Origin of the sequence: Streptomyces sp. ADI95-16 (assembly GCF_003721495.1) — a bacterium.
GTDB lineage: Bacteria > Actinomycetota > Actinomycetes > Streptomycetales > Streptomycetaceae > Streptomyces > Streptomyces goshikiensis.
The window spans coordinates 6,480,560-6,495,526 of sequence record NZ_CP033581.1 but is presented as its reverse complement, the minus strand read 5'-3'; the positions used below and the strand labels follow the sequence as shown (position 1 = coordinate 6,495,526).

Genomic DNA, 14,967 nt, shown 5'->3' with positions numbered 1-14,967 from the left:
GGTTCCAGGGTGTCACCCTCGGTCGGCAGGCAGGGGACCGGTGGCTACGGGTCGGCCGGACCGCCAAGAGGAACGCGGGCAGGAAACAGGGGGAGGGCATCGTGGGGGCCTCCTTGCTGGTGCCTGACGCTGTCCCGCGACCGCGCCTGTACGAGGTACACGACTGGGCTGACGGCGAGTGGGCCTTCGAGGCCGAGGTCCTCGACCACGTGACGCACCCCGTCGTATCTCCAGAGCGGGCCGACCTGGACCACGATCCCCAGTTGCCTGACGAGTGGTGGGCCGACCTGCGCCGAGCCCTGGCCCTGCTCACTGAGGCGGAGGGAGTGAAGGTCACTGTCCGGGACGGGTGGATCGAACATGCCTTCCCCCAATTCCTCGGCATCCCGGCCCCGGCCAAGGTGAAGCGGGTGACCGGTCACGGTGACCTGCACTGGGGCAACCTCACGACCGTGCCCCTGACCCTGCTGGACTGGGAACGGTGGGGCCTGGTGCCCTACGGCTACGACGCGGGTCTCCTCCATGCCAACAGCCTGCTCGTTCCCGAGGTGGCGGAGCGCATCCGGAAGGAGTTCGCTTCGGTCCTGGACACGCCTGCCGGCCGAATCGGAGAACTCGCGGCCCTGGCGGAGATGCTGCAAGCCGTCGCCCGTGGCTGGTATCCGGACCTGGCCCCGCGCCTACTCGCTCGCGCGGAGTCGCTCACGGGCGTTCGGCCACCGGCGCCGGCGCACTCGGAGGTCAGCACCTGACAGACCGTGGAATGACAACAGCTGGGGGCCCGGCATCGCGCAGCAGTCGCGGGGCCGGGCCCGGAAACGCAAAGAACCCCACCGAAGTGGGGTTCTCGCTTTTGTGTCCGAGGGGGGACTTGAACCCCCACGCCCGATAAAGGGCACTAGCACCTCAAGCTAGCGCGTCTGCCATTCCGCCACCCGGACCAGGTGGTCGGCCCCGGTTTCCCGCGGCGACATGGACAACAATAGCAAAGGTTGGGGGTGGTTCCGACCAGGTAATCGGGCCGGGGGGCTTCGACGCGGCCGCGCTGACCTGCACGCATGCGTCGTATGCCATCGCGAGACGGGGCGTCTCGCCTGGTGGTGCGGTCCGCCGCTACGGGCAGCGGATGACCTGGCCCGCGTACGAGAGGTTGCCGCCGAAACCGAAGAGCAGGACCGGGGCGCCGGAGGGGATCTCGCCGCGCTCGACCAGCTTGGACAGGGCCATCGGGATGCTGCCGGCCGAGGTGTTGCCGGAGTCGACGACATCGCGGGCGACGACCGCGTTGACGGCGCCGATCTTGTTCGCGAGCGGCTCGATGATCCGGAGGTTCGCCTGGTGGAGGATCACCCCGGCCAGTTCCTCCGGGGTGATCCCGGCCTTCTCGCAGGCCTTGCGGGCGAGCGCCGGGAGCTGGCTGGTGGTCCAGCGGTAGACGGACTGGCCCTCCTGCGCGAAGACCGGCGGTGTGCCCTCGATGCGGACCACGTGGCCCATCTCGGGCACGGAGCCCCACAGGACCGGGCCGATGCCGGGCTCTTCGCTGGCCTCGACCACGGCGGCGCCCGCCCCGTCGCCGGTGAGGACGCAGGTGGTGCGGTCGGTCCAGTCGGTGATCTCGGTCATCTTGTCGGAGCCGATGACCAGCGCGCGGGTGGCGGAGCCGGACCGGATCGCGTGGTCGGCGGTGGCGAGGGCGTGCGTGAAGCCCGAGCAGACGACGTTGATGTCCATGAGCGCGGGGGCGCTGCTCATGCCGAGCTTGGCGGCGACTCGGGCGGCCATGTTCGGGGAGCGGTCGATGGCGGTGGAGGTGGCCACCAGCACGAGGTCGATGTCGTCGGGGCTCAGACCGGCGTTCGCGAGTGCCTTGCCGGCGGCCTGGAAGGCCAGCTCGTCGACCGGCTCCTCGGGCCCCGCGATGTGGCGCGTCTTGATGCCGACGCGGGACCGGATCCACTCGTCGTTGGTGTCGACCATGGCCGCGAGGTCCTCGTTGGTCAGCACTTTGGCGGGCTGGTAGTGCCCGAGCGCCACCACGCGTGAACCGGTCATGGGCAGGGTCCCCCTTTGTCGGTGGTCAGGACTAACCAGCTTGGCCTGCTACCGGTGGGTACGGGTGTGAGTGACCCGACAGGATTCCTGCCCCGGAATTTGGAGAATTCCGAGCAACTCGCTGCCGGGGGCATCTACGCGCGCCCATCCGGGAGAATGTGCTCGTCAGGTGCACGACGAGGTGCGCGACGAGCAGAGAACGGGTGGGCTGATCGCCATGGGACGGGTCACCGAACGCCGGCGTGTCGTGAGGATCCGGGGCGGCGTGGCCGGGACCCGGCCGGACACCCTGGTCGCCGAGGAGCCGCTGGAGATCCGGCTGAACGGCAAACCGCTGGCGATCACGATGCGAACCCCGGGTGACGACTTCGCGCTCGCCGTGGGCTTCCTGGTGAGCGAGGGCGTGCTCGCCTCGGCCGCGGAGGTCCGGGCCGTGACGTACTGCGAGGGCGCCGCCGAGGACGGCTCGAACACGTACAACGTCGTCAACGTACAGCTCGCGCCCGGTGTGCCCGTCCCGGACATCTCGCTGGAGCGGAACGTCTACACCACCTCCTCCTGCGGGCTGTGCGGAAAGGCGAGCCTGGACGCGGTGCGTACGGCGACCCGGTTCGCGGGGATCGCCGCCGATCCGGTACGGGTCTCCGCGGCGCTCCTCGGTCAGCTGCCGGACCGGCTGCGCGCGGCCCAGAAGGTGTTCGACCGGACCGGCGGGCTGCACGCCGCCGGGCTGTTCACGGCGGAGGGCGAGCTGCTCGACGTACGGGAGGACGTGGGGCGGCACAACGCGGTGGACAAGATCGTGGGGCGGGCGCTCCAGGCCGGGCGGCTGCCGCTGGCCGGCGGTGTGCTGCTGGTGTCGGGGCGGGCGTCCTTCGAGCTGGCACAGAAGGCCGTGATGGCCGGGATCCCGGTACTGGCGGCCGTTTCCGCGCCGTCGTCGCTGGCGGTGGACCTGGCGCTGGAGACGGGGCTGACGCTGATCGGGTTCCTGCGCGGGCCCGACATGAACATCTACGCGGGCGAGGAGCGCGTCACCCTCTGACGCGGGGCGCCGCGCCGAGCCGCCCGGCTCGGCGCGGCCGCCGGATCAACACCGCCCGGATCAACACCGCCCGGCTCAGCGCCCCCGGCGGGCGCGGCGCGGGGTGTCCGCCCTCGGCTTGGGCTCCGGCGGGTCGATGCGGTGCAGGCCGAGGGTGTCGGGGAGCGGGCTGGAGCCGGGGCCGCCGGATTCCGCCCAGGCGATGATCTCGTCGGTCGCGGTGTCGTCGAGGGCCCAGCCGAACCAGGCCGCGCGGGCGCCGCGGCGCCGGGCCTCGGAGGTGGGCTGGACCACGATGACGTTGGCCTGGGAGCAGGGGCCGAGGCAGTCGCTCGTACGGACGGCCAGCCGGCCCCCGGACGCGGCCGCGGCCTCGCGCAGCCGGGCCAGTTGCCCGGCGTGGTCGGTGCCGGGGTTCTTGCGGGGGTCGCCACAGCAGCAGCCCCTGCACACCACCAGGGTGCAGGGGCGTTCGGCGTGCGCGGCGAGCGGGCGTATCCAGGTCACCGACGCACGTTACCGGGCCCGGGCGGCGGGGTGTTGGGGCGCGGGCGAGACCTCCGCCACATGACCGGGGGCGCGTTGAGGCACGGCGGGCGCGGGCGCGGAGCCCCGGTCGCGGTCCCGGTCCGCGTCGCGGTCGCGGTCCCGGTCCGCGTCGCGTGCCCGGTGGCGGGCCAGGGCCGCGCAGACCATCAGCTGCATCTGGTGGAACAGCATCAGCGGGAGCACGGCCAGGCTCGCCTGCGCCCCGAACAGCACGCTCGCCATGGGAAGTCCGGCGGCGAGGCTCTTCTTCGACCCCGCGAACTGGATGGCGATCCGGTCGGCGCGGTCGAATCCGAGGCGGCCGGCCCCGTACCAGCTGGCCAGGAGCATGACAGCGAGGAGTACGGCCTCCACCAGCAGCAGGGCGCCCAGGCGCGGGAGGCTGACCTGGTGCCAGATGCCGGCGGCCATGCCCGCGCTGAAGGCGGTGTAGACGACGAGCAGGATCGAGCCGCGGTCGACGAGGCCGAGCACCTTCTTGTGGCGGGCCAGGAAGGCCGCGATCCAGCGGCGCAGGACCTGGCCGAGGAGGAACGGCAGCAGGAGCTGGAGGACGATCTCGGCCAGGGATCCGGGCGAGAAGCCACCCGCGTCGGCGCCGAGCAGTGCGGCGGCGAGGAGCGGGGTGAGGACGATGCCGGCGAGGGAGGAGAAGGAGCCGGCACAGATCGCGGCGGGCACGTTGCCGCGGGCGATCGAGGTGAAGGCGATCGAGGACTGGACGGTCGAGGGGACCAGGCAGAGGAAGAGCAGGCCGGCGTAGAGCGGGGGCGTGAGGAGGGTGGGGACGAGGCCGCGGGCGGCGAGGCCGAGGAGGGGGAAGAGCAGGAAGGTACAGCCGAGCACGGTGAGGTGCAGCCGCCAGTGGCGCAGTCCGTCGAGGGCCTCGCGGGCGGAGAGCCGGGCGCCGTAGAGGAAGAACAGCAGGGCCACGGCGCCGGTCGCCCCCGCGTCGGCCACGTCCGCGCCGGCCCCGCGGGCGGGCAGCAGCGCGGCGACGCCGACGGTCCCGAGCAGCGCCATCACGTACGGGTCCACCACCCCCCGCCAGCCGCCCGGCGGGGCGGAGCCGGTGCCCCGCGGGGCGGAGCCGGTGCCCGACGGGGCGGCCGGCGGGCCCGACGGGGCGGAGCCGGTGCCCCGCGAGGCGGAGCCGGTGCCCCGCGGGGCGGCCGGCGGGCCCGGCGGGACGGTTCGGGTCGGGCGGGTGCGGCGCATGTGCGGGTGCCTTCTCGTGCGGTGTCGCTTCATCGTGCCCGGGGCGTGGTGATCGGGAAAGACGCATGCCGTGCTCACTGCCATCGGCATTCGCGATAACAATTGCCCTAGCATGGCGCCATGTACGACCCCGTTCAGCTGCGCACGTTCCTCACCGTCGCCCAGACGCTCAGCTTCACGCAGGCCGCCGGGCGGCTCGGGGTGCGGCAGTCCACCGTCAGCCAGCACGTGCGCCGGCTGGAGGAGGCGACCGGGCGGCCGCTGTTCCTCCGCGACACGCATTCCGTGGAGCTGACGGAGGACGGCGAGGCGCTGCTCGGCTTCGCGCGGACCATTCTGGAGGCGCACGAGCGGGCCGCCGCCTTCTTCACCGGGACCCGGCTGCGCGGCCGCCTCCGGTTCGGCGCGTCGGAGGACTTCGTCCTGACCCGGCTCCCGGAGGTCCTGGAGGGCTTCCGGCACGAGCACCCCGAGGTGGACCTGGAGCTGTCGGTCGAGCTGTCGGGGGTCCTGCACGAGCGGCTGGACGCGGGCCGTCTGGACCTGGTGCTGGCCAAGCGGCGCGGCCCGGGCGACGAGCGGGGCCGGCTGGTGTGGCGGGACCGGATGGTGTGGATCGGGGCGCAGGGGCTGCGGGTGGATCCGGAGCGGCCGGTCCCGCTGATCGTGTTCCCGCCGCCGGGGATCACCCGGGCCCGCGCGCTGGAGGTCCTGGAGCGGGAGGGCCGGGCCTGGCGGATCGCCTGTACGAGCGGCAGCCTGAGCGGCCTGATCGCGGCGGCCCGCGCCGGTCTGGGCGTGATGGCGCACACCCGGGGGCTGATCCCGCCGGGGCTGGTCCGGGTGGGCGGGCTGCCGGAGCTGGGGCCGGTGGAGTTCGCCCTCCTCCAGGGCGGCCGCCCGACCCCGGCCTCCGAGGCCCTGGCGGCCGCGGTCCTCTCGGGCGGCGATCGCCTCAGCCGGCCCGCCTGACCTGCGGTCCGAGCCGTCCCGGGCGGTGAAATCCGAGGGGATCCTGTGGAGGTTTCCGAAGCGGTCCCGGCCGGCCCTGCGCGTGGGGTAGCGTCGCGGCGCCGACACGGAGAGGAGCGGGATGTTGCGCGAGGTAACCGTGCCACCCGTGATCACGGCCGCGCCGGTCGGAGGGCTGGCCGACGTCGTGTTCGACCACGCCGCGCAGGATCCGGACCGGGTGGTCCTCGGCCGCAAGACGGACGGCCGCTGGCTGGACGTCACCTCCGGCGAGCTGGCCGCCGAGGTGCTGGCGCTGGCGAAGGGCCTGCTGGCCCAGGGCGTGCGGTTCGGGGACCGGGTGGCGGTGATGTCCCGTACCCGGTACGAGTGGACGCTCTTCGACTTCGCGCTGTGGGCCGTCGGCGCCCAGCCGGTCCCCGTGTATCCGACGTCGTCGGTCGAGCAGGTCCACTGGATCCTCTACGACTCGTCCTGCGTCGGCTGCGTCGTCGAGGACGAGGACCAGGCGATGACCGTCGGCTCGGTCATCGAGCGGCTCCCCCAGCTGCGCCGGCTCTGGCAGCTCGACGCCGGGGCGGTGGCGGACCTGGTCGAGTCGGGGCGCGGGGTCGCGGAGGGGGTGGTGCACCGCCATCGCAGTGCGGTGACCCCGGATTCGACGGCCACCGTCATCTACACCTCCGGCACCACGGGCCGCCCCAAGGGCTGTGTGCTCTCGCACGGCAATTTCATGTTCGAGGCGGACACGCTGGTGAACTGCTGGGAGTCGGTGTTCCAGGCCGGGCCCGGCGAGCAGCCGTCCACGCTGCTCTTCCTCCCCCTCGCGCACGTCTTCGGCCGGATGGTGGAGGTGGCGGCGGTCCGGGCGCGGGTCAAGCTGGGGCACCAGCCGGTGCTGGCGGCGGCCGAGCTGCTGCCGGATCTGGCGGCGTTCCGGCCGACGTTCGTGCTCGGGGTGCCGTACGTCTTCGAGAAGGTGTTCGCGGCGGCGCGGCGCAAGGCCGAGGTGGAGGGGCGTACGGGTGCCTTCGACCGGGCGGTGGAGACGGCGGTTCGGTACGCCGAGGCGCGGGAGCAGAAGGCGTTCGGTACCGGGCCGGGGCCCTCGGCGGCGTTGCGGATGGAGCACCAGCTGTTCGAGAAGCTGGTGTACGGGAAGGTCCGCGAGGCGATGGGCGGCCGGGTGCGGCACGCGATGTCGGGCGGGTCCGCGATGGCGCGCCGGCTCGGGCTGTTCTTCGACGGCGCGGGGATCACGGTGTTCGAGGGGTACGGGCTGACGGAGTCCTGCGCGGCGGCGACGGCGAATCCGCCGGGGGCGACGAAGTACGGCACGGTCGGGCGGCCGATCCCGGGCAGCACGGTGCACATCGCCGATGACGGGGAGGTCTGGCTGCACGGCGGTCACATCTTCTCGGGGTACCTCAACGACCCGCGTTCCTCGGAGGTGGTGCTGCGCGGCGGCTGGCTGGCGACGGGGGACCTGGGGCGGCTGGACGAGGACGGGTACCTCACGATCACCGGGCGCAAGAAGGAGATCCTGGTGACCTCCAACGGCAAGAGCGTGGCGCCGGCGGCCCTGGAGGAGCGGGTGCGGTCGCATCCGCTGGTGGCGCAGTGCGTGCTGGTGGGCAACGACCGGCCGTACATAGCGGCGCTGGTGACCCTGGACATGGAGGGGGTCGCGCACTGGCTGTCGATGCGGGGGCGGCAGCAGCTGGCGGCGGCGGACCTGGTGCACGACCCGGATCTGACGGCGGAGGTGCGCCGGGCGGTGGTGGCGGCGAACACGCTGGTCTCGCAGGCCGAGGCGATCCGTACGTTCCGGGTGCTGGCCGAGCAGTTCTCGGAGGAACGGGGGCTGCTGACGCCCTCGTTGAAGCTGAAGCGCGGGGCGATCGAGAAGGCGTACGCGAAGGAGGTCGCCGCCCTCTACCAGTCCTGACGCGCCCCTCCGGGCCACCACTCGCCATTCCTGACGGATCGTCAAATCGCCGTGTCAGGAATATTGACGGTGCGTCAGCTCACGCACAGAATGCGGGGATTCCGACCGGAGGGGATCCCACCCATGTTGCGACCGATCCGCGCCCTGGCCGCCGCCGCGGCGGCGCTCGCCCTCGTCTGCGCCTGCAACTCCGCCTCCGGCGGCTCCCTGCCGGGCAAGCCCGGCGACGCGGCGGCGGCCACCCGAGGGGTGAGCGCCCGCTCGATCAAGGTCGGCGGCATCGTCTCCATGACCAGCGCGAGCGGCTACAGCAAGAAGGACACCGACCTCGGGGCGCGGGCCCGGTACCTGAGGGCCAACGCCGAGGGCGGGATCAACGGCCGCACGATCGACTACGTCGGCGCCGAGGACGACGGCCAGGACCCCGGCAAGAACCTGGCGGCCGCCCGCAAGCTCGTCCAGCAGGACAAGGTCTTCGCGGTCGCCCCGATGAGCTCGGTCACCTTCTCCGGCGCCGACTTCCTGGAGCAGGAGAAGGTGCCCACCTTCGGCTGGGGCACCCTGCCCTCCTTCTGCGGGCCCCGGTACGTCTACGGTTTCAACGGCTGCCTGGTCCCCTCCCCCGGCGGCACCCTCAACCAGACCTGGCCCGAGGGCATCGGCCAGGTCCTCGGCGGTGCGAAGGGCAAGTCGGTCGCGATCATCGCCAACGACAGCGACGCCGGGAAGTTCGGGATCCGCACCTTCCAGCAGGGCTTCGCCGGCGCCGGCTTCGAGGTCGCCTACGCCAAGGCCTCCGTTCCCGCCACGGCCGTGCCGAGCGACTGGTCCGCGTACGTGAAGGACATCCTCGCCGGCGACGGGGGCAAGGCCCCGGACGCCGTCGTCTCGGTTATGCAGACCCCCAACAACATCGGGCTGTTCACCGCCCTCAAGCGCGCTGGGTACCGGGGGCTGCTCTCCGACCCGACCGACTACGACCCGGCCCTGCTCGCCAAGGACACCACCAGGCAAGCCCTCGACGGGGTGCACGTCCTGCTCCAGTTCGAGCCCTTCGAGTCCGCGAACCCGCGGATGGACCAGTTCAAGGCGGACATCAAGGCGGCCTCGGGCGGCCGCGAAGTCCCCCTGAACATGCACATGCTGACCGGGTACATGTCGGCGGACCTGTTCGTGTCGATCGCCCTGAAGGCGGGCAAGGACCTCACCGTCGCCCACTTCCAGAACGCCGCCCAGAGCTTCTCCGACACCGGCACGCTCGTCGGCGACCGCGCGGAGCCCAAGGGCCAGAAGGAGAGCTTCGGCTGCGGAGCGCTGGTCCGGCTGAAGGACGGGGCATACGAGGTCTCCGTCCCCTTCAAGTGCTACGAACCCGTCCCCTTCAAGTAGCCCGGGTAAGGGGAGCGGCATGGAGGATCTGCTCGTCATCGCCCTGAGCGGCCTGGTCTCCGGCGCCCTGTACGCACTGCTCGCCACCGGGCTCGTACTCTCGTACTCGGCCTCCGGGCTGTTCAACTTCGCCCACGGGGCCACGGCCTACCTGTGTGCGCTGGTCTTCTACGAGGTGCACTCAGGGCTGGGCTGGCCCGCCGTCCCGGCGGCGCTGCTGGTCGTCCTGGTACTTGCGCCCGGCCTCGGCTGGGCCCTGGACCGGCTGATGTTCCGCCGGCTGGCCCGGGTCGGGGAGAGCGCCCAGATCGTCGCCACCATCGGGCTGCTGGTGGCGCTGCCGGCGGCCGGACTGTGGGCGGTGGAGCTCCTGGCGGACGCGGGCGCGCCCGTGAAACCGGCGGAGAACCAGTTCGGGCTGCCGGGCGTGGGGCCGAGCCCCGCGCGGTCCTGGCAGCTCACGGAGGGGGTCGGCGTCGACTCCGACCAGCTGATCACCTGGGTGGCGACGGCGCTGGTGGCCGTGGCCCTGTGGGTGCTGCTGCGGCACACCCGGCTGGGGCTGCGGCTGCGGGCGGCCGTCGACGACCGCTCGCTGACCGAGCTGCGCGGGATCAGCGCCGACCGGCTGTCATCGGTGGCCTGGATGATCGCGTCGGGCCTGGCCGGGCTGGCGGGGGTGCTGGCGACCCCGCTGCTGGGGCTGTCGGCGCACGACTTCACCCTGTTCCTGTTCGTGTCGGCGACGGCGGCGGTCATCGGGCGCTTCGCGTCGGTGCCGCTCGCGTTCGCGGGCGGGCTGGGGCTGGGCGTGCTGCAGAACCTCGTCGCCGGGTACGCCTCCTTCGCCGAGCGGATCACCGGATTCCGGACAGCGGTGCCGTTCCTGATCCTGTTCGGCGGGCTGCTGGTGCTGACGCGCAGGGCCCGGACGGCGGGGACGGCGGCGGCCGACGCACCGCCGGTCGATCATCTGGCGGGGGCGTCGTGGGCGCGGCGGTGGGGGGTGTGGGCGGTGCTCGCGGGGGCGCTGTGCGTCGCGTTCTACACCGTCACCACGCCGTTCTGGAGCGGGCTGCTGGCGCAGGGGCTGGCGATCGGACTGGTGTTCATGTCCTTCACGGTGGTGACCGGGCTCGGGGCGATGGTCTCGCTGGCGCAGGCCACCTTCGTGACGGGGGCCGCGCTGGTGGCGGGGCTGCTGATGAGCCGGGGCTGGCCGTTCGTGGCGGCGCTGGTGGTCGGGACCTGCGCGGCCGCCGTGCTGGGGGCGCTGGTCGCCCTGCCGGCGCTGCGGCTGGGCGGGCGCTCGCTCGCCCTGGCGACGCTGGCGCTGGCCTTCCTCGCCGACCAGGTCCTGTTCCAGCTGCGGTGGCTGCGCAACGGGGACGCGGGGTGGCCGGTGCCGCGGCCGGTGATCGGCCCGGTGGACCTCTCCGACGACCGGGCGCTCGGAGTGGCCCTGGTGCTCCTCGTCGCTCTGGTGGCCGCCGGGCTGAGCGTGCTGCGGGGCTCCCCGTCGGGGCGGGCGATGCTGGCCGTCCGGTCGGCGCCGGCGGCGGCGATGGCGTCGGGGGTGTCCGTGCTGCGGACGAAGCTGCTGCTGTTCACGCTGTCGGCGGGGCTGGCCGGGTTCGGGGGCGTGTTGTACGCGTCGTACAACACCCGTGTCACCGCGACGGACTTCACGGCGATGACGGGGCTGGTGTGGCTGGCGGTGGTGGTGGCGGCGGGGGTGCGGCGGCCGCAGTACGCGGTGGTGGCGGGGCTGGTGTTCGCCGTCGCGCCGCGGCTGATGGCGGACTACGTGACGGCTTCGGCGCACCTGCCGGTGATTCTGTTCGGGCTGGCGGGGCTGGCGCTGGCCAACGATCCGGACGGGTACTGCGCCGCCCTCGCGGTGCGGGCGGCCAAGCGGCGCGCCGGAGCCGCGGAGGCCGGGCCCGGCCCGACCGGGGCCGGCTCGGGCGGAGCCGGCTCGACCGGAGCCAGCCCGGCCGGGGCCGGCTCGGCTGGGGGCGGCTCGGGCGGAGCCGGCTCGGGCGGAGCGGGCTCGGGCGGAGCGGCCCTTCCCGGTTCGCGGGGGGCCGGCCCGGGGTCCTCGGGGCCGGGGGTTCCCGCCCTGGAGCTGCGGGGGGTGTGGGCCGGGTACGACGGGGGGCTCGTACTGCGCGGGGTGGACCTGAGCGTGCGGCGCGGGGAGATCCTGGCCGTGCTCGGGCCCAACGGGGCCGGGAAGAGCACCGCGTGCCGGGTCGCCGCCGGGCTGGTGCCCGTCACCGGGGGCGAGGTCCTCGTACGGGGACGGGTGGTGACCGGGGACGGCGCGGTACGGCGTGCGCGGGGCGGGTTGGTGCTCGCGCCCGAGGGACGGGGCGTCTTCCCCTCCCTCACCGTCGAGGAGAACCTGGCGCTCTGCCTGCCGGACGCGCGGGCCCGGGACGCCGTCTACGAGCGGTTCCCGCACCTGCGGGAGCGGCGCGGGGTGGCCGCGGGGGCGCTGTCGGGCGGGGAGCAGCAGATGCTGGCCCTCGCGCCGCTGCTCCGGCGGCCGCCAGAGGTGCTGATCGCGGACGAGCCTTCGCTCGGGCTGGCCCCGCGCGTGGTGGCGGAGGTGTACGCGCTGCTCACCGAGCTCCGCGCCGCCGGGACCGCGCTGCTGCTGGTGGAGGAGAAGGCGGCCGGGATCCTCGGGGTCGCCGACACCGTCGCGTACCTGTCGCGGGGCCGGGTGTCCTGGTGCGGCCCGCGGGCCGAGGTGGAGGAGGACCGGCTGACCGAGGCCTACCTGGGGAGGGCGACATGAGCGAGCCGTACGTACTGGAGGCGAGCGGCGTCGGCGTCCGCTTCGGCGGGGTCAGGGCGCTGACCGGGGTGGGGCTCGGGCTCCGGGCCGGGGAGGTGTGCGGGCTGATCGGGCCGAACGGGGCGGGGAAGACCACCCTGTTCGACGTGCTGTCCGGGATCCGCCGCCCGGACCGGGGGCGGATCCTGCTGGACGGGACCGACATCACCCGCCGCTCCCCGGTGTGGCGGGCCCGGCACGGGATGCGCCGGACGTTCCAGCGGCAGCAGCTGTTCGGGCAGCTCAGCGTGGCGGACAACGTGCTCGTCGCGCAGGAGTGGCGGGGCGGCGGAGGCGGTCTCGCCGCCGACCTGCTCGCCTCGCCGGCCCGGCGCCGCCGGGAACGGGAGCGCCGGGAGCGGGGGGCGCGGGTGCTGGACGACTGCGGGATCGGGCCGCTCGGGGCCTCGTACGCGGGCGGGCTGCCGGTGGGCCGGGCCCGGATGGTGGAGCTGGCGCGCGCGGTGGCCGATCCGCCGCGGGTGCTGCTGCTGGACGAGCCCGCGTCGGGCATGTCGGCGCCCGAGCGGGAGCAACTGGCCGGTGTGGTGCGGGAACTGGCCGGGGAGGGGTGCGCGGTGCTGCTGGTCGAGCACGACGTGGCCTTCGTGATGGGGCTCTGCGCGCGCGTGGTCGTACTGGACCTCGGCGCGGTCCTCGCCGAGGGGACGGCGGCGGAGGTCCGGGCGGACCCGCTGGTGCGGAAGGCGTATCTGGGCGCCGGGTGACCAAGTCCCGGGCCCGGGGCCGGACGGGGTCGAGCGCGTGATCGAATGGGGGGCCAAGGACGGCGGAGCTGGAAGAAGGCGGACGACCCGTGTCAGAGACCCCCGATCGCACGGACCGGCCCGTGCCCACGGCCGAACACACCCTGCCCGGGCCCGCGGCCGAACAGGCCCCGCCCGCACCCGACGTCCCGGCCGGCCCGGCGCCCCGGGACGAACCCCGCCCCGGGCCCGGGATCGGCCCCCAGGGCGGGGGCGCCCCCCGGGCCTGGCCCGCCGGGGACGGCGGCTGGGGGGCGGCGGGGGCGCAGCCCCGGTGGGACTACCCGGTGCGGAGCAGCGGGCCCAGTGCCGCTCCCGAGGACTCGCTCTACCACCAGCAGGCGCGCAACGGCCGCCAGGGCGTGCTCGGGCGGCTGGGCGAACTGCTGCTGCTGGTCGGCTTCCTGGTCGCGGGCACGATCGCCGTGCTGGCCGTCGGCGCGAGCGCCGCGTACGCCCTGGGGCTGGACTTCGCTCCCGGGGACAGCGAGCGGTTCCTGAGCGATCCCCTCGCGGACACCGTCATGGCGCTCGCGGGGATCGCGATCGGCATACCCGCCGTGCTGCTGACGGTCCGCCTGGGCGGCCACCGGTTCGCCGGGAGCGTGGCCTCGGTCACGGGCCGGCTGCGGTGGCGCTGGCTCGGCGTCTGCGCCGCGGTCGCGTTCCCCGTCCTGGCCCTCCAGACGGGTCTGCTGATGCTGTGGGGCTGGCTGGAGGAGGGCGACGCGGGTCTCGGCGTCGTCGAGTTCCCCGGCTGGGGGACGCTGCTGCTCGGCCTGGTGGCGCTCTTGCTGGTGGTGCCCTTCCAGGCGGCGGCCGAGGAGTTCGTCTTCCGGGGCTGGCTGGCCCAGTACTTCGGGGGGTTCCTCCGCTCGCCCTGGCCCGGCATCGTGGTGGCCTCGCTGCTGTTCGCGCTGGCCCACGGGTTCGGCGCGTGGTCGGGGTTCGCCCTCCTGTTCTACTCGGCCATGTGGTGGGGCTGGCTGGTCGTCCGGACCGGCGGGCTGGAGGCCGTGATCGCGGCGCACACCGCCAACAACCTGGTGGCCTTCTGCCTCTCCCTCGTACTGGGTCAGCTCGCGGACACCGAGACGGCGGCGGACGCCCCCTGGCAGGCCCTCGTACTCGAACTGCTCATCTCCCCGGCGTACTGCCTGCTCATCGCGAGGCTGAGCACGAAGTACGGGGTGGAGCGGCGCGGACCGCGCCGCTCCGGGGCGTTCCTTCCCTCGGGCCCGGCGGCGCAGTAACGTCCCGGCTCGGCGCGGCGAACAGAGGCGAACCGAGGCGAACAGAAGCGAGAGAGCGAACAGACGTGAACCAGGCCCCCACCGTCAAGCTCAACAACGGCACGCTCATGCCCCAGCTCGGCTTCGGCGTCTGGCAGGTCCCGGACGACGAGGCGGAGCGGGTCGTCGAGGCCGCGCTGGAGGCCGGCTACCGCAGCGTGGACACCGCCGCCGCGTACGGCAACGAGGAGGGCACCGGGCGGGCCATCGCCCGCTCCGGCGTGCCGCGCGCGGAGCTGTTCGTCACCACCAAGCTGTGGAACGTCAAGACGCGGTCCTGGGACCGGGACGGGGTGCTGCGCGCCTTCGACGGCTCCCTCGACCGGCTGGGGCTCGACCGGCTGGACCTGTACCTGATCCACTGGCCGCGTCCGATGCGCGACGACTTCCTCACCATCTGGCGGACCTTCGAGGAGATCGCGGCGAGCGGCCGGGCCCGGGCCGTCGGGGTGTCGAACTTCCGCCCGGTGGACCTGGAGCGGCTCGCCGAGGTGAGTGCGCTGGTGCCCGCCGTGAACCAGATCGAGCTGCACCCGCTGTTCCCGCAGGCGGAGCTGCGCGCGCTGCACGCGCGGCTGGGCATCACCACCGAGGCCTGGTCCCCGCTGGGCCAGGGCAAGGAGCTGCTCTCACTGCCGGCCGTCACGGCGGTCGCCGCGAAGCACGGCCGGTCGGCCGCGCAGGTGGTGCTGCGCTGGCACCTGCACCACGGCACGGTCGTGATCCCGAAGTCGGTGACCCCGGAGCGGATCCGGGAGAACCTCGACGTGTTCGGCTTCGAGCTGGACGCGGGGGACCTGGCCGCGCTGGACGCGCTGGGCTCCGGGCCCGAGGGCCGCCGGCTCGGGCCGGACCCGGCCGAGTTCGACATCTGAGGAGTGGGTCGC

12 protein-coding genes and 1 tRNA gene are annotated in these 14,967 nt (G+C 73.8%); 9 read left to right on the top strand and 4 right to left on the bottom strand.

What is annotated here, in order from left to right; translation table 11 throughout:
- Positions 1-101: 101 nt before the first annotated feature.
- Positions 102-752, top strand: coding sequence for a hypothetical protein (locus EES41_RS29000; protein WP_254211596.1), 651 nt, complete (start codon positions 102-104; stop codon positions 750-752).
- A gap of 104 nt (positions 753-856) precedes the next feature.
- Here the strand turns inward: EES41_RS29000 and EES41_RS28995 are convergent.
- Together EES41_RS28995 and EES41_RS28990 are read right to left on the bottom strand one after the other, a co-directional pair.
- A tRNA-Leu gene (locus tag EES41_RS28995) sits at positions 857-941 on the bottom strand.
- Positions 942-1,113: 172 nt separating this feature from the next.
- Positions 1,114-2,055, bottom strand: a complete 942-nt coding sequence (locus tag EES41_RS28990) for a beta-ketoacyl-ACP synthase III (RefSeq protein ID WP_123080970.1) — start codon at positions 2,053-2,055, stop codon at positions 1,114-1,116.
- A gap of 217 nt (positions 2,056-2,272) precedes the next feature.
- Here EES41_RS28990 and fdhD point away from each other — a divergent pair, with 217 nt between their 5' ends.
- Positions 2,273-3,100, top strand: coding sequence for a formate dehydrogenase accessory sulfurtransferase FdhD (fdhD, locus tag EES41_RS28985; protein WP_123082755.1), 828 nt, complete (start codon positions 2,273-2,275; stop codon positions 3,098-3,100).
- A gap of 75 nt (positions 3,101-3,175) precedes the next feature.
- Here the strand turns inward: fdhD and EES41_RS28980 are convergent, their stop codons facing one another.
- Entirely contained in the window at positions 3,176-3,607 is a 432-nt protein-coding gene (locus EES41_RS28980) for a hypothetical protein (RefSeq protein ID WP_107082531.1), read from the bottom strand.
- Between the two features lie 9 nt (positions 3,608-3,616).
- A complete protein-coding gene (locus EES41_RS28975) occupies positions 3,617-4,672 on the bottom strand; it encodes a bile acid:sodium symporter family protein (protein ID WP_123082754.1) in 1,056 nt (351 codons plus the stop codon).
- 315 nt (positions 4,673-4,987) lie between these two features.
- On the opposite strand from EES41_RS28975, the gene EES41_RS28970 reads away from it, so the two are divergent.
- The 7 genes from EES41_RS28970 (at position 4,988) to EES41_RS28935 (ending at position 14,955) form a co-directional block, all read left to right on the top strand.
- The gene (locus EES41_RS28970) at positions 4,988-5,839 is read left to right on the top strand and encodes a LysR substrate-binding domain-containing protein (protein WP_123080969.1); all 852 of its coding nucleotides are present in this window, start codon (positions 4,988-4,990) and stop codon (positions 5,837-5,839) included.
- A 121-nt stretch (positions 5,840-5,960) separates the two neighbouring features.
- On the top strand, positions 5,961-7,787 hold the full coding sequence (locus EES41_RS28965) for a long-chain fatty acid--CoA ligase (protein WP_250569764.1): 1,827 nt from the start codon (positions 5,961-5,963) through the stop codon (positions 7,785-7,787).
- Between the two features lie 123 nt (positions 7,788-7,910).
- Complete coding sequence (locus EES41_RS28960) at positions 7,911-9,176, top strand: ABC transporter substrate-binding protein (RefSeq protein WP_123080968.1); 1,266 nt, start codon at positions 7,911-7,913, stop codon at positions 9,174-9,176.
- A gap of 19 nt (positions 9,177-9,195) precedes the next feature.
- Positions 9,196-11,982: an ATP-binding cassette domain-containing protein gene (locus tag EES41_RS28955; protein ID WP_123080967.1), complete on the top strand. Its 2,787-nt coding sequence runs from the start codon at positions 9,196-9,198 to the stop codon at positions 11,980-11,982.
- Positions 11,979-12,749, top strand: a complete 771-nt coding sequence (locus EES41_RS28950; protein WP_123080966.1) for an ABC transporter ATP-binding protein — start codon at positions 11,979-11,981, stop codon at positions 12,747-12,749. Before EES41_RS28955 ends, EES41_RS28950 begins: the two co-directional genes overlap by 4 nt.
- Positions 12,750-12,871: 122 nt before the next feature.
- Complete coding sequence (locus EES41_RS28940) at positions 12,872-14,041, top strand: CPBP family intramembrane glutamic endopeptidase (protein ID WP_254211595.1); 1,170 nt, start codon at positions 12,872-12,874, stop codon at positions 14,039-14,041.
- Between the two features lie 65 nt (positions 14,042-14,106).
- Entirely contained in the window at positions 14,107-14,955 is an 849-nt protein-coding gene (locus EES41_RS28935; protein WP_123080965.1) for an aldo/keto reductase, read from the top strand.
- The last annotated feature ends 12 nt before the right edge of the window (positions 14,956-14,967 follow it).

What these genes read in the sequence shown, in the direction of transcription:
- EES41_RS28990 (WP_123080970.1), bottom strand. Translation starts at nt 2,055, where the DNA reads ATGACCGGTTCACGCGTGGTGGCGCTCGGGCACTACCAGCCCGCCAAA.
- fdhD (WP_123082755.1), top strand. Translation starts at nt 2,273, where the DNA reads ATGGGACGGGTCACCGAACGCCGGCGTGTCGTGAGGATCCGGGGCGGC.
- EES41_RS28975 (WP_123082754.1), bottom strand. Translation starts at nt 4,672, where the DNA reads ATGGCGCTGCTCGGGACCGTCGGCGTCGCCGCGCTGCTGCCCGCCCGC.
- EES41_RS28970 (WP_123080969.1), top strand. Translation starts at nt 4,988, where the DNA reads ATGTACGACCCCGTTCAGCTGCGCACGTTCCTCACCGTCGCCCAGACG.
- EES41_RS28965 (WP_250569764.1), top strand. Translation starts at nt 5,961, where the DNA reads ATGTTGCGCGAGGTAACCGTGCCACCCGTGATCACGGCCGCGCCGGTC.
- EES41_RS28960 (WP_123080968.1), top strand. Translation starts at nt 7,911, where the DNA reads ATGTTGCGACCGATCCGCGCCCTGGCCGCCGCCGCGGCGGCGCTCGCC.
- EES41_RS28955 (WP_123080967.1), top strand. Translation starts at nt 9,196, where the DNA reads ATGGAGGATCTGCTCGTCATCGCCCTGAGCGGCCTGGTCTCCGGCGCC.
- EES41_RS28950 (WP_123080966.1), top strand. Translation starts at nt 11,979, where the DNA reads ATGAGCGAGCCGTACGTACTGGAGGCGAGCGGCGTCGGCGTCCGCTTC.